Source organism: Bradyrhizobium sp. SRS-191 (assembly GCF_024586915.1).
In the GTDB taxonomy this organism is placed as follows: domain Bacteria; phylum Pseudomonadota; class Alphaproteobacteria; order Rhizobiales; family Xanthobacteraceae; genus Bradyrhizobium.
In genome coordinates, this window is the sequence record NZ_JANBVS010000015.1 from 1 (window position 1) to 20,995 (window position 20,995).

24 protein-coding genes are annotated in these 20,995 nt (G+C 65.2%); 13 read left to right on the forward strand and 11 right to left on the reverse strand.

Annotated features, from left to right (window positions below):
• From NLR35_RS23985 to flaF, 3 genes are all read left to right on the forward strand, one after another.
• The coding region (locus NLR35_RS23985) for a flagellin (RefSeq protein WP_257169005.1) at window positions 1-319 on the forward strand (319 nt) is incomplete at its 5' end.
• Window positions 320-551: 232 nt separating this feature from the next.
• Window positions 552-2,120, forward strand: coding sequence for a flagellin (locus tag NLR35_RS23990; RefSeq protein WP_257169006.1), 1,569 nt, complete (start codon window positions 552-554; stop codon window positions 2,118-2,120).
• A 377-nt stretch (window positions 2,121-2,497) separates the two neighbouring features.
• Entirely contained in the window at window positions 2,498-2,863 is a 366-nt protein-coding gene (gene flaF, locus NLR35_RS23995; RefSeq protein ID WP_257169007.1) for a flagellar biosynthesis regulator FlaF, read from the forward strand.
• Window positions 2,864-3,347: 484 nt separating this feature from the next.
• Here flaF and NLR35_RS24000 read toward each other — a convergent pair whose 3' ends face one another.
• From NLR35_RS24000 to NLR35_RS24015, 4 genes are all read right to left on the reverse strand, one after another.
• On the reverse strand, window positions 3,348-3,734 hold the full coding sequence (locus NLR35_RS24000; protein ID WP_257169008.1) for a hypothetical protein: 387 nt from the start codon (window positions 3,732-3,734) through the stop codon (window positions 3,348-3,350).
• 221 nt (window positions 3,735-3,955) lie between these two features.
• Window positions 3,956-4,441, reverse strand: a complete 486-nt coding sequence (locus tag NLR35_RS24005; RefSeq protein ID WP_257169009.1) for a hypothetical protein — start codon at window positions 4,439-4,441, stop codon at window positions 3,956-3,958.
• Between the two features lie 55 nt (window positions 4,442-4,496).
• Window positions 4,497-4,907 carry a flagellar assembly peptidoglycan hydrolase FlgJ gene (flgJ, locus tag NLR35_RS24010; protein ID WP_257169010.1) on the reverse strand — a complete coding sequence of 137 codons (411 nt, stop codon included), beginning with the start codon at window positions 4,905-4,907 and terminating at the stop codon, window positions 4,497-4,499.
• Entirely contained in the window at window positions 4,907-6,031 is a 1,125-nt protein-coding gene (locus NLR35_RS24015; protein WP_257169011.1) for a flagellar basal body P-ring protein FlgI, read from the reverse strand. Before NLR35_RS24015 ends, flgJ begins: the two co-directional genes overlap by 1 nt.
• Window positions 6,032-6,302: 271 nt before the next feature.
• Between NLR35_RS24015 and NLR35_RS24020 the strand changes: the two genes are divergently transcribed.
• A complete protein-coding gene (locus NLR35_RS24020; protein ID WP_257169012.1) occupies window positions 6,303-6,716 on the forward strand; it encodes a flagellar assembly protein FliX in 414 nt (137 codons plus the stop codon).
• 93 nt (window positions 6,717-6,809) lie between these two features.
• Here NLR35_RS24020 and NLR35_RS24025 read toward each other — a convergent pair whose 3' ends face one another.
• Window positions 6,810-7,184 carry a helix-turn-helix domain-containing protein gene (locus NLR35_RS24025; RefSeq protein ID WP_257169013.1) on the reverse strand — a complete coding sequence of 125 codons (375 nt, stop codon included), beginning with the start codon at window positions 7,182-7,184 and terminating at the stop codon, window positions 6,810-6,812.
• Window positions 7,185-7,329: 145 nt separating this feature from the next.
• On the opposite strand from NLR35_RS24025, the gene NLR35_RS24030 reads away from it, so the two are divergent.
• The 5 genes from NLR35_RS24030 (at window position 7,330) to NLR35_RS24050 (ending at window position 13,024) form a co-directional block, all read left to right on the forward strand.
• Window positions 7,330-7,941 (forward strand): NAD(P)-dependent oxidoreductase, encoded by a 612-nt coding sequence (locus NLR35_RS24030; protein ID WP_257169014.1) that lies wholly within the window; start codon window positions 7,330-7,332, stop codon window positions 7,939-7,941.
• A 237-nt stretch (window positions 7,942-8,178) separates the two neighbouring features.
• Window positions 8,179-8,544 (forward strand): RNA polymerase-binding protein DksA, encoded by a 366-nt coding sequence (gene dksA, locus NLR35_RS24035; protein WP_170323279.1) that lies wholly within the window; start codon window positions 8,179-8,181, stop codon window positions 8,542-8,544.
• 277 nt (window positions 8,545-8,821) lie between these two features.
• Window positions 8,822-10,894: a sensor histidine kinase gene (locus tag NLR35_RS24040; protein ID WP_257169015.1), complete on the forward strand. Its 2,073-nt coding sequence runs from the start codon at window positions 8,822-8,824 to the stop codon at window positions 10,892-10,894.
• Window positions 10,895-11,041: 147 nt separating this feature from the next.
• Window positions 11,042-12,070: an aldehyde reductase gene (locus NLR35_RS24045; protein WP_257169016.1), complete on the forward strand. Its 1,029-nt coding sequence runs from the start codon at window positions 11,042-11,044 to the stop codon at window positions 12,068-12,070.
• 162 nt (window positions 12,071-12,232) lie between these two features.
• Entirely contained in the window at window positions 12,233-13,024 is a 792-nt protein-coding gene (locus NLR35_RS24050) for a 2-keto-4-pentenoate hydratase (RefSeq protein WP_257169017.1), read from the forward strand.
• Window positions 13,025-13,143: 119 nt separating this feature from the next.
• Here the strand turns inward: NLR35_RS24050 and NLR35_RS24055 are convergent, their stop codons facing one another.
• The 6 genes from NLR35_RS24055 to flgF form a co-directional block, all read right to left on the reverse strand.
• Complete coding sequence (locus NLR35_RS24055; RefSeq protein ID WP_257169018.1) at window positions 13,144-13,440, reverse strand: helix-turn-helix transcriptional regulator; 297 nt, start codon at window positions 13,438-13,440, stop codon at window positions 13,144-13,146.
• Entirely contained in the window at window positions 13,437-13,817 is a 381-nt protein-coding gene (locus NLR35_RS24060; protein WP_257169019.1) for a type II toxin-antitoxin system RelE/ParE family toxin, read from the reverse strand. Before NLR35_RS24060 ends, NLR35_RS24055 begins: the two co-directional genes overlap by 4 nt.
• A 375-nt stretch (window positions 13,818-14,192) precedes the next feature.
• On the reverse strand, window positions 14,193-14,972 hold the full coding sequence (flgH, locus tag NLR35_RS24065; protein ID WP_257169020.1) for a flagellar basal body L-ring protein FlgH: 780 nt from the start codon (window positions 14,970-14,972) through the stop codon (window positions 14,193-14,195).
• Between the two features lie 5 nt (window positions 14,973-14,977).
• Window positions 14,978-16,045: a flagellar basal body P-ring formation chaperone FlgA gene (flgA, locus tag NLR35_RS24070; protein ID WP_257169021.1), complete on the reverse strand. Its 1,068-nt coding sequence runs from the start codon at window positions 16,043-16,045 to the stop codon at window positions 14,978-14,980.
• Between the two features lie 18 nt (window positions 16,046-16,063).
• Window positions 16,064-16,852 (reverse strand): flagellar basal-body rod protein FlgG, encoded by a 789-nt coding sequence (flgG, locus tag NLR35_RS24075; RefSeq protein WP_257169022.1) that lies wholly within the window; start codon window positions 16,850-16,852, stop codon window positions 16,064-16,066.
• Between the two features lie 25 nt (window positions 16,853-16,877).
• A complete protein-coding gene (flgF, locus tag NLR35_RS24080) occupies window positions 16,878-17,642 on the reverse strand; it encodes a flagellar basal-body rod protein FlgF (protein WP_257169023.1) in 765 nt (254 codons plus the stop codon).
• A 377-nt stretch (window positions 17,643-18,019) separates the two neighbouring features.
• On the opposite strand from flgF, the gene fliL reads away from it, so the two are divergent.
• The 4 genes from fliL to NLR35_RS24100 are packed head-to-tail and all read left to right on the forward strand — an operon-like array spanning window position 18,020 to window position 20,985.
• On the forward strand, window positions 18,020-18,514 hold the full coding sequence (gene fliL / locus NLR35_RS24085; protein WP_257169024.1) for a flagellar basal body-associated protein FliL: 495 nt from the start codon (window positions 18,020-18,022) through the stop codon (window positions 18,512-18,514).
• Window positions 18,515-18,533: 19 nt separating this feature from the next.
• Window positions 18,534-19,736 (forward strand): flagellar motor switch protein FliM, encoded by a 1,203-nt coding sequence (fliM, locus tag NLR35_RS24090; protein WP_257169025.1) that lies wholly within the window; start codon window positions 18,534-18,536, stop codon window positions 19,734-19,736.
• A complete protein-coding gene (locus NLR35_RS24095) occupies window positions 19,733-20,218 on the forward strand; it encodes a DUF6468 domain-containing protein (protein WP_257169026.1) in 486 nt (161 codons plus the stop codon). The genes fliM and NLR35_RS24095 overlap by 4 nt, the downstream gene beginning before the upstream one ends.
• Complete coding sequence (locus NLR35_RS24100; protein ID WP_257169027.1) at window positions 20,215-20,985, forward strand: MotE family protein; 771 nt, start codon at window positions 20,215-20,217, stop codon at window positions 20,983-20,985. The genes NLR35_RS24095 and NLR35_RS24100 overlap by 4 nt, the downstream gene beginning before the upstream one ends.
• Window positions 20,986-20,995: the final 10 nt, after the last annotated feature.

Sequence of the window (20,995 nt, forward strand, 5' to 3'; positions counted from 1 at the left end):
CTCGAACCTGACCTCGGGCACCGACTTCCTCGACAACAACTCGGCGAACAAGGTGATCACGCTGCTGAACAGCGCCAGCTCGACGCTGCGCTCGGAAGCCTCGACCTTGGGTTCGAACCTGTCGGTGGTGCAGATCCGTCAGGACTTCAACAAGAACCTGATCAACGTTCTGCAGACCGGTTCGTCGAACCTGACCTTGGCCGACACCAACGAGGAAGCGGCGAACAGCCAGGCGCTGTCGACCCGCCAGTCGATCGCGGTGTCCGCGCTGTCGCTCGCCAACCAGTCGCAGGCCAGCGTGCTGCAGCTGCTCCGCTAAGGCTAAGGCGTTCTCAAACAAACATCGGAAGGCGGCGGGGGAAACCCCCGCCGCTTTTTTTGCGCCTGGTTCAAGGCCTTGGCCCGTATCAATACTGGTTGGAGAGCAGGGGGGAGACCGCGGCCACCGCCGTAACCAGGCGTTAAGCAAGAAATTTAAAGTGCCATTAACCATGTTTTAAAAGTACCTGTTCTAGAACCGCCTGGTGAATAACTAGGAAGGTTTCACAAACATGTCCGGTATCGTTCTTTCGGCTTCGGTTCGCCAAAACCTGCTGGCGCTGCAAAACACTGCATCGCTGCTGGCCACGACTCAAAACAACCTGGCCACCGGCAACAAGGTCAACACGGCGCTCGATAACCCCACCGAATTCTTCACCGCGCAATCGCTCAACAACCGCGCGAGCGATATTGCGAATCTGCTCGACAGCATCGGCAACGGCGTCCAGGTTCTGCAGGCGGCGAATACCGGTCTGACCTCGCTCCAGAAGCTGGTCGACAGCGCAAAGTCGATCGCGAGCCAGGTCCTCCAGGCGCCCACAGGTTACACGACCAAGTCGAGCGTCACCTCCGCCGTCATTCCGGGCGCCACAGCCAACAACCTGCTGGGCAGCTCGTCGAACAAGTTCGTGGTCGGCAGCGCCGTCAATAACGACAACACCACGCCGGTCGCCATCACCGGCACGACAAGGTTGTCGGGTACGCCGGGCTCGAGCTCGAACGATCTGGCGAGCAGCGTCACGACGGGCGACACCCTGGTGGTCAACGGCGTGGTCTTCACCTTCGTCGCCGGCTCGGTCTCGGCCGGAACCAATATCGGCGTCGGCGACACGGTCAGCAATCTGCTTGCCGCGATCGACTCGGTGACGGGCGCAACTGCGACGCCCTCCTCGGTAACCGGCGGCCAGATATCGGTTGCCACGGGTACGGCACAGGATCTGACGATATCGGGTACGGCCCTGGCCAAGCTCGGATTGACGGCCGGAACGACCACACGCAACCCGCCTGCATTGTCAGGACAGACACTCACCATCGCCTCGACAGGAGGCGGCGTCGCCACGAACATCACATTCGGCACGGGCGCTTCGCAGATATCGACTCTGGCGCAGCTGAACACTGCACTCGCCACGAACAATCTGCAGGCGAGCCTGAGCACGACCGGGCAACTGACGATCCTCACCACCAACGAGGCAGCGTCGTCGACGATCGGCGCAGTGGCCGGCTCCTCGACAGCGGCAAGCCAGGCGTTCAACGGCGTGACGGCGTCCACCCCGGTGGCGGACACCAACTCGCAGACGACCCGCGCAGGCTTGATCGCGCAGTACAACAACGTGCTGGCGCAGATCAACACCACGGCGCAGGACGCATCGTTCAACGGCATCAACCTGCTGAACGGCGACACGCTGAAGCTGACCTTCAACGAGACCGGCCGGTCGACCCTGAACATCACCGGCGTGACGTTCAACAGCACCGGCCTCGGCCTCTCGGCGCTGGTGGTCGGAACCGACTTCCTCGACAGCAACTCCGCCAACAAGGTGCTCACCACCTTGAACAGCGCCTCGACCTCGATCCGCTCCGAAGCATCGTCGCTCGGTTCGAATCTATCGATCGTGCAGATCCGTCAGGACTTCAACAAGAACCTGATCAACGTGCTGCAGACCGGCTCGTCGAACCTCACTCTGGCCGACACCAACGAAGAGGCCGCCAACAGCCAGGCGCTGTCGACCCGCCAGTCGATCGCAGTCTCCGCGCTGGCGCTGGCCAACCAGTCGCAGGCGAGCGTGCTGCAGCTGCTGCGCTAAGCGCTGCGGCGACGATCCCAACTCTTGCGAAGCGGCGGGCCTTGCCCGCCGCTTTTGCTTTTGCTCGTAGGCTCATGCTTTGCTGGCGCCGCGGGCGTATCCGTTCGCGGCCGAGATCCCTTCGCCTGTTGCGCGAACGCGTCTTATAGACGCTCCGTCGATCGTCATACGCGGCGAATGCGCGTCGACTTTTTTTCGAACAATTTGAATCGGTGCGTTCGCACCATGTTAAGAGATCTCGCAGGCACGGTTGTTTTCGGTATCTGCTGATATCGAGAGGCGAAATCCGCTAACAGCTGCTAACCATATTTTAAAGGCACGCAACGTACAAAATCCGTGCAGTTTGTTGGTGTCCCAGCGTCAGTCCGGAGTACTTGATGTCATATGCCGCTCAAGCCTATGCACGCACGTCGCAAACGACGGCATCACCACGGGAGATCGAAGCGCAAGCATTGTTGAAGGCGGCACGGCAGCTGCAGGAAGTCCAGGCCAATTGGAATGGTCCCGATCGCAGCATGTACAAGGCGCTGCTGTTCAATCGCCGCCTGTGGACGATCTTCATGAGCGCCATGGAAGCGGAGGACAATCCGAACCCGCTCGACATCCGGCAGAACATTGCCAATATCGGCGTCTTCGTCATGAAGCAGACGATCGAGATGCAGATGGACCCGGATCCGGCGAAGCTGAAGTCGCTGATCGATATCAACTGCCACATTGCTGCGGGCCTCTCCGGCCGCAGCTGATCGACGGACGGGGCAGGGGCGGCATCGCCGTGGCTGAGATCACCAGCATCCTGTCCGCCTCCAGGAAGTCGAACGTGCTCGGCACGGCGCACAGCACCAGCAGAATGTCGACGTCGATCCGGCGCTCTGTCGGACCAGCCGGCGCGGCTAACATGCCACCGAGAGGCCCTTCATGCGGACGATCTCCGAAATGGAGGGCTTGTGGGCCAAGGTTCGCCAAGCGAGCGACGGCGTGAGCAAGTCTCCGGACGTGCTGATCAAGGACGGCGCGTTCAGAGCTGGGATACGACGTTCACGCTGGGGGGCGAGGAGCCCGGCCCGGGTCAAGAACGTGGTGACTGACGCTGCTCCCGGTGAGAGCCGTCTCGGCGTCTCTTACGCGCCCCGGACGAGCTCGAGGGACATCGCGGCCTCATCATGACTGCACCGCCCATCGGGCGGCGCGCAGGTGGGCGTGGCGTGCGCGCACGCCCCGAGGCTCGTGTCAGGCGGTCCGGTCGGTCGGCATCACCCGCGGCGTATCTTCCTTTTGCAGATCCTTCTGCATATCGAGCGTATTGAAGTAGGCCCGACGGCGAAGCACGGCTTCGTCCGGATATTGCGCCACGACCTGGTCGTTCCTGCGGTTGACCACCTGGAACACCATCGCTGCCGCTGCCCGGTCGTAATAGGCCTGGTGCGACACGAACAGCTCGTTGGCGGCATGCGCCGGCACGTCGTTGCGCACCGGGACGCCGCTGTCGGCGGCGGTCACGGTCTGGCTTGGAGGCAGGTCCGTGGGAACAGCGCTCGCCACCGCCTGACTCGACGGTTGGATCAACGGGGCCGCCGCAGGCGCCCCTACTGGTCTCACGCTGAAATCGGAACTCATGGCAGCCTCCTCATGGCCATCGAGTCAATTCCCAACCCTATCCCGTTGCAACTATGCCGATGACCAATCAACGTTATGTTAGGAAATAGAATGAACGTCGCGTTGTGTGGCGCGCCGGCCTTTTAAGCTTATTCGAGTGTTAAACGGCGAAAGCCGCGCGGCCCCTTGGGGCGGCACGGCTCTCAAACGTGGAGTGGAGGGCGGCTCGGCGCCGCCGAAGGTCAGAGTGTGCGGCTGACCGCGAGCGGGGTGAGGTGGCGCGCGCCGGGCGCGGCGCGGCGGCCGCCGGCGGTATAGGTGCTCGGGATGTTCTTGCGCTGCACCTCGGCATTGACGCCGCGCACGATCTTTTCCGAGATCGCATGCGCCGTGGCGAGGACGGTCAGGTTGACCTGCAGCATCGCCCTGAACGTGTCATGGTGGCGGTGGAGAGTCGCGAGCAGCTCCGGCGCGGTCTGCTTCATGAAATTCTGGCTGGCCTTGAGGCGGCCGACGGTGGTGACGTAGTGACGCGAGAGCTCGGTCTTCTTCGGACCGAACGCCATGCCTTCGGCCAGCTTGCCGGCGCGGACCAGCTCGGTCTCCTGCTCGATGACCGCGATCAGCTCGCTCATGACGCTGACCATCTCATCTGCGAGCGTGCGCGCCTCCGCCGCGCTCGCGGCGGCCGTGTAGGTGGTCTTCTTCGCCGGGCCCTGTGCGCTCATTCGAAACTCCTGTCGGCGTGGGGCGCTGCGACCCCCGCGATGTCTACGCTTACGGTTACGGTCTGGCTGTGCCGGCGCTGCTGGCTGAGTTGCTGCCGGAGTTGCTGTTCTTGGCTTGCTGCAGGATCAGGGTACGGAAGACGTCGTTGGAGATGCCGACGCCGCCCGCCTTGGCGAAGTTCTTCGAATATTGTTCGGTCAGCATCGAGCGCCAGACGCCGGTGCCCGGCGTATCGCCGAACGGGCCCTCGCCCTTCACGCCGCTCGTCATCTGCGAGAACATCGAGTTGAGGAACATCGCTTCGAAGTCGGTCGCGGTGGCCTTGGCCTTGGCCTGGGCCTTGGGGGAGACCTTGGTCAGGGCTTCCGAGAGCTCGATATCGGTGCGCGGCGTCGTCCTGGCGGCGGCAGACGGCATGCTGAGTGGCACGCGGCCGGCATAGGAGTCGACGAAGGAGGTGGCCATCACATCACCTCGATGTCGGCTTCGATCGCGCCGGCGGCCTTGATGGCCTGCAGGATGCTGATCAGGTCGCGCGGGCCGATGCCGAGTCCGTTGAGGCCGTCGACGAGCTGCTGCAGGGACACGCCGTCCCTGACGATCGCGAACTTCTTGCCGTCCTCCTGGACGCCGACGCTGGTGCGCGGCGTGACCACGGTGCGGCCGCGCGACAGCGGGTTGGGCTGGCTGACCTGCGGGCTTTCGGAGATCGTGACGGTGAGGTTGCCCTGCGCCACCGCGACGGTGGCGACGCGAACGTCGCGGCCCATCACGATGATGCCGGAGCGCTCGTCGATGACGATCTTGGCCGCCAGATCAGGATCGACCTGCAACTGCTCGATCTCGGTCAGGAAGGCGACGACATTGCCTTTGAACTCCGCGGGGACGCTGAGCTGCACCGTCGAGGGGTCGATCGGCTCGGCCGTCTTGACGCCGAGGAAATCGTTGATGGCGGCTGCGATCCGCTTCGCCGTGGTGAAGTCGGCGTTGCGCAGCGCCAGCCGCACGTTCGGCAGCCGGTTCAGCGCGAACTCGATCTCGCGCTCGATGATGGCGCCGTTGGCGATGCGGCCGACGGTCGGCACGCCGCGCACGATCTTGGCGGCCTCGCCCTCAGCCTGGAAGCCGGAGATCGCGAGCGACCCTTGCGCGACCGCATAGACGTTGCCGTCGGCGCCGAGCAGGGGGGTGACGAGCAGCGTGCCGCCCTGCAGGTTCTTGGCGTCGCCGAGCGCGGACACCGTGACGTCCATGCGCGTGCCCTGCGTGGCGAACGGCGGCAGGTTGCCGGTGACCATGACGGCGGCGACGTTGCCGGTGCGGATGGTGGCGCCGCGGATGTTGACGCCCATGCGCTCGAGCATCGCCTGCAGCGACTGCTTGGTGAACGGAATGTTGTTCAGCGTATCGCCGGTGCCGTTGAGGCCGACCACGAGGCCGTAGCCGATCAACTGGTTCTGGCGCACGCCTTCGATATTGGCGAGATCCTTGATCCGCGACGTCGCATGTGCGGACATGACAGTAGAGGCCAGCGCCAGCATGGCGGCGCAAGCGGCCTGAAACAGGCGCGTAAATCGGACGCGTCGCATCCTATGCTCCCCTCGAACTCTGCAAGTGATCAGGTGGCCACTCCCATGACCGCATGATCGGCGTTAACTATGCGAGGGCCGTGCCAGAGCGATGCTCCCGGCTAACTCATTGAAAGAGTGTGAAATCGATCTCGCGACTTGTTGCCATTCCGGGTGAGCCCGGAGGAACGAAGCTGCCGCCCCGGCAGAATTTGCCGGGCCATTTACGCACCGTTAACCACGACGCAGCCAATCTCCGCACCGACACGCGAGAGCCTGCGGGGAGCCACCGATGCGCATCTACGGACCGAACGGCACGACGCTGAACACGTCGACCAGCTCCACGCGGAAGACGTCGTCAGGCGGCTTCAAGCTGCCTGACGCCGGGACGACGCAGGAGACACGCGCGACCCTTGCACCGAAGCAGACCGCGAACATCGATGCGCTGCTGGCGCTGCAGGGCATCGAGGAGGATCCGGCCGAGCGCCGCAAGCGCTCGGTCCAGCGCGGCAAGCGCGCGCTCGACGTGCTCGATGACCTCAAGCTGTCTCTGTTGTCCGGCAAGCTCGACAGGACAATGGCGCTGCGGCTGCGCGACGCGGCGGCCGACCTGAAGCAGGCGTCGGGCGAGCCGGGACTGGATGCGATCCTCTCGGAGATCGAACTGCGCGTCGAGGTCGAGCTCGCCAAGGCCGGGCAGGGCTGAAGCGACCAAAGCGCGATGAGATCATCGCGCTTTGGGTCGTTGTCGGCGCATGATCTTGTCGGAAAACCGCTGCGCACTTTTCCGGATCATGCTCTAGGCTGCTTTCGACGTCGCCTGCGCATCGTAGCGCCGCTGGGCGGCCATGACGTCCTTCAGATGCTGCTCGGCCCAGTCGCGCAGGGGATCGACTGCCGCGGCCAAGGTCAATCCAAGCGATGTGATCGAATATTCAACCGTCACAGGAACGGTCGCGATCGCGCGCCGCCGCACCAGCCCGTCGCGCTCGAGGCTCTTCAACACCTGTGAGAGCATCTTCTGCGAGATGCCTTCGATCGAGCGGCGCAACTGATTGAAACGCAACGGCTCGTTGCGCAAGAGGATGAGGATCAGCACGGCCCATTTGTCGCCGACGCGATCGAGGATCTGTCGGGTGGGGCACAGGGCCGAATAGACGTTCGGGGCTCGCATCGGTTACTCCGGCGTGACCTGGTGATCTCAAAGTGCGCTCTTAACACCAGCATTCGTTCCGCTATCTAGTTACTATCGGATACCAAGAGGGCCTCGTCCAGAGCCTCCGGTCCGAGCGAACGATCGCTAACGAAGGAGTTGCAGCATGAAGATCGCCGTTGCCGGCGCCTCGGGCCGGGCCGGGTCGCGTATTACCGCCGAGCTCGCCAATCGCGGCCATCAGGTCACCGGCATCGTCCGGAATCCCGACAAGATCGAAAAGCACGCCAACGTCACGGCCGTGCAGGGCGATGCCAAAGACCGCGCCGCGCTCGCGAAGCTGTGGGCCGGCCATGACGTTGCGATCAGCTCGATCCACTTCCTCGCGAGCGATGCCGAGGCGCTGATCGGCGCCGCCAAAGATTCAGGCGTATCTCGTTACCTCGTGGTCGGGGGCGCCGGCTCGCTCGAGGTCGCGCCCGGCGTGCGGCTGGTGACGACGCCGAACTTTCCGGCCATCTACAAGGCCGAAGCGGAGAAGGGCGCGGCGTTCCTCGACCGCCTGCGCCAGGAGAAGGATCTCGACTGGACCTTCCTGTCGCCGTCCGCGATGATCGATTTCGGCGCCCGAACAGCCAAGTTCCGCCTCGGAACGGACCAGTTGCTGGTCGACGCCGAGGGCAAGAGCTTCATCACCTTCGAGGACTTCGCCGTGGCGATGGCCGACGAAATCGAGCGTCCGGCGCATCGGCGGGCCCGTTTCACGGTCGGTTACTGAGGTAGCCCCAAGGACCCTGGCGCGCCCCGCCGGCCGGCCGCAATTTGGGCTGGACAACGGCAGGACGGCGGGGCGCCCGTGTCGATGGAAATATTGTCTGTCACAAGACGCCGCTATATAACGCGGCCGCGAACGGGCGTATTCCGTCCGCCGGTGCCGAGACCGGCGCCAGCACGTACAGATGGGCTGACCTTGGAAAAGTTGAAGAACTACAAACCTTCCGAAAAAGAGCCTTTCATGAACGAACGCCAGCGCGACTACTTCCGCGCCAAGCTGCTGGCATGGAAGGAGGAGATTCTGCGCGAATCGAAGCTCACCCTGCAGGCTCTGCAGGAGGAGAACGTGAACCATCCCGATCTCGCCGACCGTGCGTCGTCGGAGACGGACCGGGCGATCGAGCTTCGCGCCCGCGACCGCCAGCGCAAGCTGATCTCCAAGATCGACGCCGCGCTCCAGCGCATCGAAGACAACACCTACGGCTATTGCGAGGAGACCGGCGAGCCGATTTCGCTGAAGCGGCTCGAAGCCCGTCCGATCGCGACGCTCTCGGTGGAGGCGCAGGAACGCCACGAAAAGCGTGAAAAGGTCTACCGCGACGAATAGGTCGCGGTACTGACCCGACGAGCAGGAATTGCGGCCGCCTGCCGGGTGCGGCCGCAGTTGCCATATATGGTTGTCGCCACGCCATGGGCCGCGTGTCGAATAGACGATGCACTGTATGGCTGGGCGACAGCTGGGGTGCGGACAACGTCTCTGTCGTTCTTTCTTCCCGCCGCCAAGGAACTTTTCCGCACGTCCGGAATTGATCGCGGTTCCTTCTTGGAACGAGCCGCGGGGGACCATGCGGGAACTGGACATACCGGAAAGCGTGGGCGGAGGCTTGCTGGCCACGCTCCAACGCTCCTATGGCGGTTTGAGCATCAAGGGACGCCTCTTGTTGCTCGCCGGCATTCTGTTCCTGCCCTGCGTCGGGCTGATTGCCTATGTCATCGTCTCGATGGCTCAATCCGCCGACGTCTCGATCCGCCGGGGCCTGTCCTATGCGGCCCAGACGATTTCGGGCGCGGTCGATGCCGAAGTCCGGCGCTACATCGCGCTGGCCGAGGTGCTGGGGACGTCTCCCGATCTGAACGCAGACAATCTGGCTGACTTCGAGGCCGAGGCACGCCGGGTCGGCCTGGTGACCGGCGACTCCTGGATCATCGTCTCCGATGCCGACGGGCGCTTGCTGCTCAATACCCTGGCCGCCCCCGGCAAGCCGCTCGGCCAGCGCACGTCGGAAGGCCTGCGCTCGCAGCACCGCGCCTTCGAAACCGGGCGGCCCTCCATTTCGGACGTGTTCACCGGTCCCAATTCGGGTGAGTGGGTCGCCACCGTCGACATTCCCGTCTTCAAGGACGGCAAGCCATTCCGCTGCCTGTCGATCGCCATGCCGGCCGCGAACTACACGCGGCTGCTCGCCCAGCAGGACTTGCCGGCCGACTGGCTGGTCGGCATCATCGATGCCAACGGGCGGTACATTTCGCGCATCCCCAAGAACGCGACGACGACGGGGCAGCCTGCATCGGCCGGCTGGCGGGCGAACGCGAAGGTGGACGGCATCGCCGAATTCCCCTCGATCGAGGGCGACCGCATCATCAACGCCAATGCGCATCCGCAGCTGAGCGGCTGGACCGTGGGCGTCGGCATCAAGCAGGGCGCCTTCGCGCAGGCCATCTCTTCAACGGTCAAGACGGCCACCATTGCGGCGACGACCATCTGCGCGCTGGCGCTGCTGCTGGCCGCCGGAATCGCGGCCAGCATCGCCCGGCCGCTCGACAGCATCGCGGTCAAGAGTGCGGTCCCCGGCGCGGCGGCGCCGTCCGATCCGCCGGAGGTGCGTGCGCTGAACGCACGCCTTGCGGCTGCCGAGCAGGCCCAGGCCGAGAGCTCGCGCATCATCCAGGATAATTTCCGCCTGCTCGCCAAGGCCAAGGATGACGCCTCGCGCACCGCCGAGCAGCTCAAGCTGGCCGCCAAATACGGACGGCTTGGCACCTTCACCTGGGACGGCAGGACCGGCGCCAGCCACTGGTCCGATGAGATCGAGGAGCTCTATGGCCTTGCGCCGGAGACGTTCCCCGGGACCTATGATGCATGGCTGGCACTTGTGCACCCCGAGGACCAAGCGCGTGCCGACCGGGACAACAAGCAGGCGCTGATCACCGGGGAGCTCGATTCAGAATGGCGGGTGCCGCTGCCCGACGGCTCGATCCGGTGGATCGAGGCGCGCGCCCGCATGCTGGGCGGCGAAGGCGGCAGCGATCCGTACATGATCGGCGTCAACATCGACGTCACCGCGGCCAAGGAGGCCGACCGCAAGCGCGAGCTCTTGGTGCACGAGCTCGCCCATCGCGTGAAGAACAGCCTCGCCGTGGTGCAATCGCTGGCGCATCAGCTGCTGCCGCGGCACGACGCCAAGGTCCGCGACTTCACCTCGCGGCTGCATGCGCTGGCGACGGTGCACACCAGCCTGGCCGAGAACGACTGGCAGGGCGCCGATCTCGCCGCGCTGATCAGGAGCCAGGTGGCGCCGTTCGCCAGCGCGCCGGATCAGCTGTTGCTGAGCGGCCCGACCATCCTGGTTCCGGTCGAGCTGACCACGCAGCTTGCGCTCGTCATCCACGAGATGGCCTGCAATGCCAGCAAATATGGCGCGCTCACCACCCCCGACGGCCGTGTCGAGGTGGGCTGGTCGCTTGGGCCGGACGCACTCCATGTGCGCTGGCAGGAAACCGGCGGACCGGCGGCGCAGGAGCCGCCGGTGGTGGGCTTCGGCAGCCGGCTATTGACCCGCACGGTCAGGCATCTGCAGCGCACCTTCTCCGAGACCGGGCTGACATGCCAGTTCGAACTACCCTGGCTGGAGAACCGCGGGGAGGGCGCTGCTGCGGCGCTCAGCGAAGCGAACTGATCGGCCGGCAATCAGCGGGCAGCCAGACTGCAGAGGTCCGGGCGTCGAGCTCGAACCATCCTGACATGGCCCCGCCATCACGCTCTGCCATGCTTTGACCAGCGGCCAAGAGGTGGGCTCACAACGCGGGCTCAAAGGGTGCGTGCGATGAGCGAGGTTCTGGTCACCGGCGGCTCCGGCTTCATCGGAACGCGCGTCATCCTGCAACTGCTTGACGCTGGCCACCGCGTCCGCGCCACCCTGCGCAGCCTCGATCGGCAGAGCGAGGTCCAGGCCATGCTTGCGGGGGGCGGCGCGGCTGATGCCGGCGCGGTCTCGTTCCATGCCGCCGACCTGACCCGCGATGACGGCTGGTCAGCCGCGACGCGGGGCTGCGACCATGTCCTCCACGTCGCCTCGCCGTTGCCGGATTACGTTCCGAAGGACGAGAACGAACTGATCGTGCCGGCGCGCGACGGCACCTTGCGGGTGCTGCGGGCGGCACGCGACGCCGGGGTCAAGCGTGTGGTCCTGACCTCGTCCTTCTCCGCCGTCGCCTACGGCCATCGGCAGCGCGCAACACCGTTCGACGAGGCCGATTGGACCGATCTCGACGGTCCCGACGTGCAGCCCTACCCGAAGTCCAAGACCCTGGCGGAACGTGCCGCCTGGGAGTTTCTCGCCCGCGAGGGCGGCGCGCTCGAGCTTGCGACCATCTGCCCGGTCGCCGTGCTCGGCCCGGTCCTGGGTCCGGATTTCTCGCCGTCGATCGCGCTCGTGCAGGCGCTGATGCAGGGCCGGGCGCCGCTCGCGCCGAAGATTCATCTCGGCCTTGTCGATGTCCGCGACGTCGCCGACCTGCATCTGCGGGCGATGACCGACCCCGCCGCGAGAGGCGAGCGGTTCCTGGCGGTGGCCGGGCCGCCTTTGTCGATCATCGAGATCGCGGCCGTGCTGCGGAGGCGGATGGGCGAAGCGGGGCGGCGCGCGCCGCGGCTGGAGATGCCGAACTGGCTGGCCCGGCTCGCGGCGCTCGGCGTTCCCCAGTTGCGCGACGTGAAGCCGCTGCTCGGACTGCGCCGCGCCGCCTTGAGCGACAAGGCGCGTCGGCTGCTCGGCTGGAATCCGCGACCGAATGATGAGATCATCACCGCGACCGCGGAGAGCCTGCTGAAGCTCGGCCTGGTGCGGCCGTGAGGCGGTTCAAGCACCGTCTGAACGGCGGGGCGGGCGCTTCCAACGCGTGCGAAGCGGCCGCGACAAAGGATGAGCGGGCAGCAAAAGCTGCGTCGTGACAGGCCGTTAACCATAAATTCTGAGAGGCCGCTTCGGGCGGCCGACAGCGGGAGTTGAACGATCATGGGAGCAGACGAGGTCCTGGCCGCCGCGCAATTGATCGTGGCCGCCCGCCGCGGGAGGACGCCGCTGGCGGCGCTGCCGTCTCACCTTCAGCCGAAGGATGAAGCCGCCGGCTATGAGATCCAGCATGAGGCTCACTGGCTGCTCGCCGAGCACGCCGGCGATTTCGCCGGCTACAAGATCGGCTGCACCAGCAAGGTGATGCAGGACTACATTGGCATCCCGCATCCCTGCGCCGGAGGCGTGTTTGCGGGCGGTGTGCACGCCTCGGGCGTGACGCTCCGGGCGGCCGACTTCGTTCGTGTCGGGGTCGAATGCGAGATCGCGGTGCGGCTCGCCAAGGACCTGCTGCCGCTCGACGCGCCGTTCACGATCGCCCATGTCGGTGACGCGATCGGCGACTGCCATGCCGCGATCGAGATCGTCGACGACCGCTACGTGCAATGGGAAACCATGGGCGCCCCGACCCTGGTGGCCGATGATTTCTTCGCCGCAGGCTGCGTGCTCGGCCCCGCCGTTCCGCGCGATGCGGCGGGAGACCTCGCGGCGGTGCAGGGCCGCGCCTTCGTGAACGATGCCCTGGCCGGGCAGGGCACCGGCGCCGACGTGCTCGGCCACCCGCTGCACGCGCTCGCCTGGCTCGCCAACCATCTCGCCTCGCGCGGCGACGGGCTCGAAGCCGGACAGCTGGTGCTGACCGGCAGCCTGGTCAAGACGGTCTGGCTCAAGCCCGGCGACCGGGTGCGAATGGAGCTGGCCGGGCTGGGCGTGGTCGAGGCGGCGTTTGGATAGGCCGGGCTGACCTAGGCCTGGCGCGTTGGACCGCATCACTCATGCTGGCTCGTCCAAGCGAGCCCGCCGCGGAACGTCTCCGATTGTGCCGGTGAGGCGGTCGTCCAGGCGAAGGCCAATCAGACGAGCTCCATGCGCAGATGACGTCCTACAGCTCTGGCAGCGCGCGCCAGCGTACCGAGGGTGACGGACTCATTCTCAGGGTCGAGCAACCGGTCGAGCTGAGCCCGGCTGGTCTCCATCCGTGCAGCCAGTTCAGTCTTGGAGAGGGCCTCGCGCTGCATCAGCTCTTCGAGCTGCCGGACGAGCACGCGCTTGATCGCCCTCGCCGTCACAGTCTCGTAGAGACCGTCCTCCTTCAGAAAATCGTCAAAGGCGGAGCCGACCTTGCCGCTCTTCTTCGGTGTCCGCGTCATGCAATGTCCTTCATCCGCTTGATGGCCAACTCGATATCGGGGGCCGGCGTCTTCTGGCTCTTCTTGATGAAGGCGTGCAGCAGGATCATCCGGCCGTCTTGCTCACAGAAGATCACGCGAGCAGTCCGGCCTTGCGCGAGGTTGCTTCGCACCTCCCAAAGACCTTCCCGCAGAGGCCGACAGAGAGGCAACCCGATTGGCCAGGCGAATTCGACATCTTTGATGTCCTCGCCGATCGCCCGGCGATCCTCCATCGATAACTCCTTGAGCCAATCGCGTACCGGCTCGCGGCCGGAAGGAAGGGCGTAGAAGAATGCCGGCAATCGCTTCATCGGATTGTACCATTTTTGGTACGCAACGCAATTAACGTTCAGCATGAGGGAGCACTAACGTCCAAGCGCCGCAGGAACAAATAGTGAACTTTGGGGTATCTCCCGTCAAGCGCGCTCGTGTAGGTAAAACGAACACGGCCTCCGGCAGGGGAGCTACCGGAGGCCGCGTATACATTACCCGCCGCGCCTAGGTTCGCATTGGGCAATGTGGGAGCTCGTTTTCGGGAGAAGGGCGGCGGCTGCGGGGGTCATGCGCCATGACCGGTGTCGCGCTCGGCTCATCCCTTGTCCGACCCTCCCGGAGGGGAGGGATTTCGTCGTGACTCTGGTCCTCGCTTCGATGGCCGACGGGGAGGCGTCAGCGGCCTGGTTGAGCGACCGGGCGAGAGGCCCGCCCGGTCCTTGACGTTGGAGTTCGCCTCAGAACGGCAGCAGGATGTCCATGACCTGCTGGCCGTAGCGCGGCTGCTGGACGTCGGAGATCTGGCCGCGGCCGCCATAGGAGATGCGGGCCTGGGCGATCTTGGTGCTGTCGATCGTGTTGTCGCTTTGAATGTCCTCGGGGCGCACGATGCCGGCCACGATCAGTTCGCGGATCTCGTAGTTGACCCGGATCTCCTGCTTGCCTTCGACGACCAGATTGCCGTTCGGCAGCACCTGGGTCACGACCGCGGCGACGCTGGTGGTCAAGGATTCCGAGCGCTGGATGGTGCCCTTGCCGTCGGAGGACGAGGTGCCGTCGGCGGTGAGGATGCGGCCGGGCAGGATGTTCTTGCCGGTGGCGCCGAGCGTCTTCGAGCCGACGAAGTCGGTGATCCCTGAGTCTTCCTTGTTGGTGCGGCTGCGCTGGGTCTCGTTGGCGAAGTTGGCCTTGTCGGAGATGCTGACCGTGACGGTCAGGAGGTCGCCGACCTGGCGGGCGCGCTGGTCCTTGAAGAAGGCGCGCGAGCCGTTGCGCCACAGCGAGTTCGGCGCATAAGACACCGTCTCGGGCTTGGGCATCGGCATCTGCACCGGCTTGTAGCCCGGTTGCGTGGTCGGATTGTCGATCTCGGTCAGCTTCGGCCGCTCGCCGATCTGGCTGATGCGGTCGATCGAGGAGCATCCGCCGGCAACCGACAGCACCGCGAAGGAGACCGAGATCAGCGCAACCCGCCGCAGACCCGACACGCCCTGACCATCAAACTTGAACTTCGACATGAAACTTACTCGGCTTTCGGGGTGGCGGAGGTGGGCAGGCGGCTGGCGACGGAGACGGGGGCGGCGAGGTCGGCTTCGGAGGTCTGCGCCGGCTTGGCGACGGCGATGTCGACGGAGACCTGGCCGCGTCCGGTGACGCGGCCGGTCACCGTGCGCTTGGACTGCAGGTTGAGCACGTTGACGATGTCGCCCTCGGTGCCTGACTCCAGCGCCTTGCCGCGCGTGGTGAGATAGATGCCGGCGGTCTGGTAGATTAGCGTCACGGCCTGGTCGCGCTGCACCAGGTCCGGTTTGGCCAGGTCGGTGGTCTTCAGCGCCTGGCCTGCACGCACCGGGCGGCGCATCTGCATGCCGACAGCGAACTCGCGCGAGGCCGGCTCGGCGCCGCCGAGTTCGGCGCGCGGCCGCCGCTCGACCTGCAGGTCGCCGGAACGGATCATCTCGTTGCGGTCGATGTTGCGCGTCAGCACGACAGCCTCGACGGTCTCGATCGCGAAACCGCTGTAGCGCAGCTTGGTGGGGTTGGCGCCGCTGGTATTGCCGAGTTCGAAGGTGATGTCGAAGCGGCCGCTGCGCGGATCGAAGCGGACGTTGGTTGGCGCCAGTGCGCCGCTGCTCGACGCGTCGAACTTCAGGTCCTGCACCGGCTGGTCGAAGCTGATGCTCAGGTTGGCCGCATCACCGAGACCGTTGCGGTGATCGAGCGCCTGGGCGACCGCCGTGCTGATCTCCTTGGCGTCGACGGCGCGCGCGAGCCGCGTGACCGCAACCTCCTTGATGTCGCGGACATCGACGCCGATGACCTGATGGCTGCGCAGCGTCGCGATCACCTGCGCGGCGGACAGGACGCCGGTGGTGCCGAGATCAGGGGCGCGGTAGACGGCGACGTTCGCCGCGACGCCGGCATTCTCGATCAGGTCCCCGACGCGCACGATGTCGCCGGTGACGTTGACGGAGGCGCGCAGCACGGGCGCCTTGATCTGGTCGTCGGCCTCGCCGGCGAAGGCCGAGAGCGCGGTCGAGGCGAGCAGGGCGGCTGCCAGCAGGAAGGGACGGGCGGAGCGGGTCATCATCGTGATCTCCCTCAATGCTCAGCGGAACAGCGCAGTCGTGGACTGCATCATCTGGTCGGCGGCGGAGATGACCTTGGCGTTCATCTCATAGGCGCGCTGGGCGGCGATCAGCTCGCTCATCTCGCTGACGACGTCGACATTGGCCTGCTCGAGGCTGCCCTGGGTGATGCTGCCGAGGCCGTCCTGGTTGGCGACGCCGTCCTGCGGCGGTCCGGAGGAGGGCGTGTCGGTGAACTGATTGTTGCCGACCGGCTGCAGGCCGGCCTTGTTGATGAAGCGGGTGACCTGGAGCTGGCCGATGATGTTCGAGGTGGTCGAGCCCGGCAGCGTCACCGAGACCTGGCCCTGCGCGTTGACGGTGATGCCCGAGGCGTTCTGCGGGATCGTGATGGTCGGCTGCACCGGGTTGCCCTGTGCGGTGACGATGCGGCCCTGGTTGTCCATCTGGAAGGTGCCGTCGCGGGTGTACTGGAAGGTGCCGTCCGGCATCAGCACCTTGAAGAAGCCTTCGCCCGTGATCGAGAGATCGAGGTCGTTGCCGGTCTGCGACAGCGTGCCCTGCGTCATCGAGCGCGGCGTGCCGACGGTCTTGACACCGCCGCCGATGTCGATGCCGACGGGCAGGATCGTGCCCTGGTCCGAGGATTGTGCGCCGACCCGGCGCTGGTGATCGTAGATCAGGTCCTGGAACGCCACCGTCTGCTTCTTGAAGCCGGTGGTGCGGAGGTTGGCGATGTTGTTGGAGATCACCTGGACGTTGAGTTCCTGGGCCGCCATTCCGGTCGCAGCGGTGTGAAGCGCCTGCATCTTACGTCTCCTTCAATCTCTGCGGTCAGGCCGGAACGTCGGCGAGTTTCTCGATCGCGCTCTTGCGCATGTCGCTCTGGACCTGCAGCATGTTGGCGACCTGGGTGTAGGCACGCATCACTTCGACCATCTTGCTCATCTCGCCGACCGCGCTGACGTTCGACTTCTCGATGTAGCCCTGCTGGACGGTCGACTTGGTGTCCTGCTGCGGCGTGGCGCCGCCGACGGCGGAGTAGAGGTTGTTGCCCTGCTTCTGGGCGGCTTGCGGATCGGCGAAGTTCACGATGCGCAGCTTGCCGCGGATCGAGTCGGTGCGGTTGACGCCCTCGACCACGGTCACGGTGCCGTCGGGCGAGATGTTGATGTCGTGGTCGGTCGGCTGGAACACGATCGGGCCGCCGGTGCCGAGCACGGGGTCGCCGGCCGCGGTGACGAGCTGGCCGATATTGTTCATGTGCAGATTGCCGTCGCGGGTGTAGCGCTCGCCGGCGGCGGTTTGCACCGTCAGGAAGCCGTCGCCCGTGACGGCGACATCGAGCGCATTGCCGGTGCGCTCCATCGAGCCTTGCGTGAAGTCGCGGTAGGTGCCGCGGTCCTGGACGTAGGACACCTTGCGGGCGGCGCCCGGAAAATTGTCTTCGTGCGCGCCGGAGGAGAGATACTCCTCGAACAGCTGCTGATCGGCCTTGAAGCCGTTGGTGTTGACGTTGGCAACGTTGTTGGCAACGACGTCGAGTTGTCGCTCCAGCACCATCTGCCGCGACAATCCGATGAGAAGCGCATTCTCCACCGGTCGATCTCCCCTCTTAACGAATCCCGGTCGCGGCACCTCTCCCAAGGCGGTCTCGATCGGGTCTTCTATGAACCGTTCAGCTCTCCCAAGCCGGCGGGTTCACAAGGGGTACAGCGAAAGCCGTGCCAACTCCGAAATGGTATGGATATCAACGGGTTGGATTTTTGCCGGGGTTCGAAACGCCCGGCAATAACGTCTCGCTAACCATAATTGCCCGGCAAGATTTTCCCACTCCCTTAACAAAAGAAAGCTTCCGTTAACCATTGTTACCGTAGCGTTCCCTCAACAAAGCGCAGATGCGCTGGGAGCGTTTGTTTCGCGTCATCAAGCTTTCTGGCGGCATCGGCTCGATTTTCCGGAAGGATCCGAAAGCTATGGCCGAGAACGAAGCCGGAGCAGCCGAAGGCGAGGAGCAAGTCGGCTCGCCCAAGAGCAAGCTCAAGCTGATCATCATGATCGTCGGTGCGCTGGCATTGCTCGGCATCGGCGGCGCGGCCTATTTCCTTTTCTTCAGCCACAAGAACGATGAGCATCACGCCGAGGCGGCGCCGGCGCCGAAGCCGCCGGCCTTCGTCGAGGTGCCGGACCTGCTGGTCAACCTGGTCGGCAATCCTGGCGACCGCGTGCAATATCTCAAGGTGAAGATCGTGCTGGAGGTGAAGGAGGAGAAGCAGGTCGAGACGATCAAGCCGACGCTGCCGCGCGTCACCGACATCTTCCAGACCTATCTGCGGGAGCTCCGGCCGAGCGATCTGAACGGTTCGGCGGGCCTGTTCAGGCTGAAGGAGGAGCTCACGAAGCGGGTCAACGTCGCGCTGGCGCCCAACCAGGTCAACGCGGTGTTGTTCAAGGAAATCGTGATTCAGTAAGGCACGGACGCGCAAGATCATGGCAGGCAACGATCAAGTCGACCAAGATGCGATAGCCGCGCAATGGGAGGCCTCGCTCGATTCGGAGGATCCCACAGAGGCCGCGGAAGCCGCAGCAGCCAACGAACTCACGGAATCGATGGCCCTGCAATGGGCTGCGATGGTCGAGGACGGCAGCCGCGATTTCGGCGCCACCAAGAACGGCGGCGAGCGGGTGCTGTCGCAGGAGGAGATCGACAATCTCCTCGGTTTCACCGCGGGCGAGGTCAATCTCGACGACCATTCCGGCATTCGCGCCATCATCGATTCGGCGATGGTGTCCTACGAGCGTCTGCCGATGCTCGAAATCGTCTTCGACCGCCTGGTGCGGCTGATGACGACCTCCTTGCGCAATTTCACCTCCGACAACGTCGAAGTCTCGCTCGACCGCATCACCTCGGTCCGCTTCGGCGACTACATGAATTCGATCCCGCTGCCGGCCGTGCTCAGCGTGTTCAAGGCTGAGGAGTGGGAGAATTTCGGCCTCGCCACCGTCGACTCGACGCTGATCTATTCGATCATCGACGTGCTGCTCGGCGGCCGCCGCGGCAACACCCAGCTGCGCGTCGAGGGCCGGCCCTACACGACGATCGAAACCAATCTCGTCAAGCGCCTGATCGAGGTGGTGCTGAGCGACGCCGAGCAGGCGTTCCGGCCGCTGTCGCCGGTGCGCTTCACCATCGACCGGCTCGAGACCAATCCGCGGTTCGCCGCGATCAGCCGGCCCGCCAATGCCGCGATCCTGGTGAAACTCCGGATCGACATGGAAGACCGCGGCGGCAATATCGAGCTGTTGCTGCCCTATGCGACGATCGAGCCGATCCGGCCGGTCCTGTTGCAGATGTTCATGGGCGAGAAGTTCGGCCGCGATCCCGTCTGGGAAGGCCACTTCGCCACCGAGATCGCGCAGGCCGAGATCGCCGTCGACGCGGTGTTGTACGAGGCCGACGTGCCGTTGAAGCAGCTGATGAAGCTGAAGGTCGGCGACACGCTGCCGCTCGATATCCGTCCCGATGCGCTGGTCGCGGTCCGCTGCGGCAGCACGATGCTGACGGAAGGGCGGATGGGCCGGGTCGGCGACCGCGTCGCGATCCGTGTCACCAAGAATTTGCGCAAGCCGAATACGACGCTTGCGATGTTTGAAGGCGCCGAAGGCCAGAACAAGTTGATGGAGGCCCAATGAACCACTCCCTCGGATTGATCATCGAAAGCCTGGTGGCGGTCCTTCTGGTGCTGACCATCGGCTACTGCATGCTGCTGAACTCGAGGCTGAAGCGGCTGAAGGCGGACGAGCATTCGCTGAAAGCCGTGATCGCCGAGCTGATCACCGCGACCGAGATCGCCGAGCGCGCGATCGGCGGGCTGAAGCTCGCGGTGCGCGACGTCAACGACAATCTCGGCAATCAGCTCGCCGCCGCGACGCAGATGTCGGACCAGCTGCGCAAGCAGCTCGCCGAGAGCGACGGCGTGGTCCGCCGTCTGTCGCGCATCGCCAGCGCCGCCCGCCCGATCACCGCGCCCGAGGCCGCCTCCGAGCCGGTCGCCGCGCCCGCGCCGGTGCCGGCGATCACGACCGAGCCGGTACGCGTCTCCGGCGCCAAGGCGGTTGCCGCCGCGGCGCAGGCATTCTCTGAACGTCGAAGGACCGGTGGCCTCGCCGCATGAATGCGTTCCGTAACATCCGCGTCATTCCCGTCGTCCTGATCGCGGTGGCTTGCCTCGCGGTCCTGAAGGTGGCTGGCCTCGTCATCGATGGCGGCTACGTGTTCGACTATGACCCGCAAGCCTCGAAGCGGTCCTGGGCTCAGGAGAACCTGGGTTATCCGGGCCGCGAGGACAATGACATCATCACCGGTTCGACCCACGGCGCTCCGAAGGAGAAGAAGGAGGAGGCGCCCAAGCCCGCCGCTCCCGACACCAAGCCCGACGGCGTCGTGATCAAGCCTGAGGAGAACCAGCAGCAGGTCTCGCCGGCGGAGAAGGCGATCCTCGAGCGATTGCAGTCGCGCCGGCAGGAGCTCGAATCGCGCCAGCGCGAGATCGACATCCGCGAGAGCCTGTTGCGCGCCGCTGAGCAGCGCATCCAGTCCAAGACCGAGGAGATGAAGGCGATCGAGAGCCGCATCTCCGGTGCGCAGGCCGCCAAGACTGAGGCCGACAACGCCCGCTTCAAGAGCATCGTCACGATGTACGAGGGCATGAAGCCGAAGGACGCCGCCAAGGTGTTCGACCGGCTCGACATGTCCGTGCTGATCGAGATCGCCTCGCAGATCGCGCCCCGCAAGATGTCGGACATCCTCGGCCTGATGACGCCGGAGGCGGCCGAGCGGCTCACCGTCGAGCTCGCCCGCCGGGCCGGCGCCGACAAGCCGGAGGCGAGCGCCGAGCTGCCGAAGATCGAAGGCAAGATCGTGCCCGTGAGAAGCAATTGAGCCGCATGTT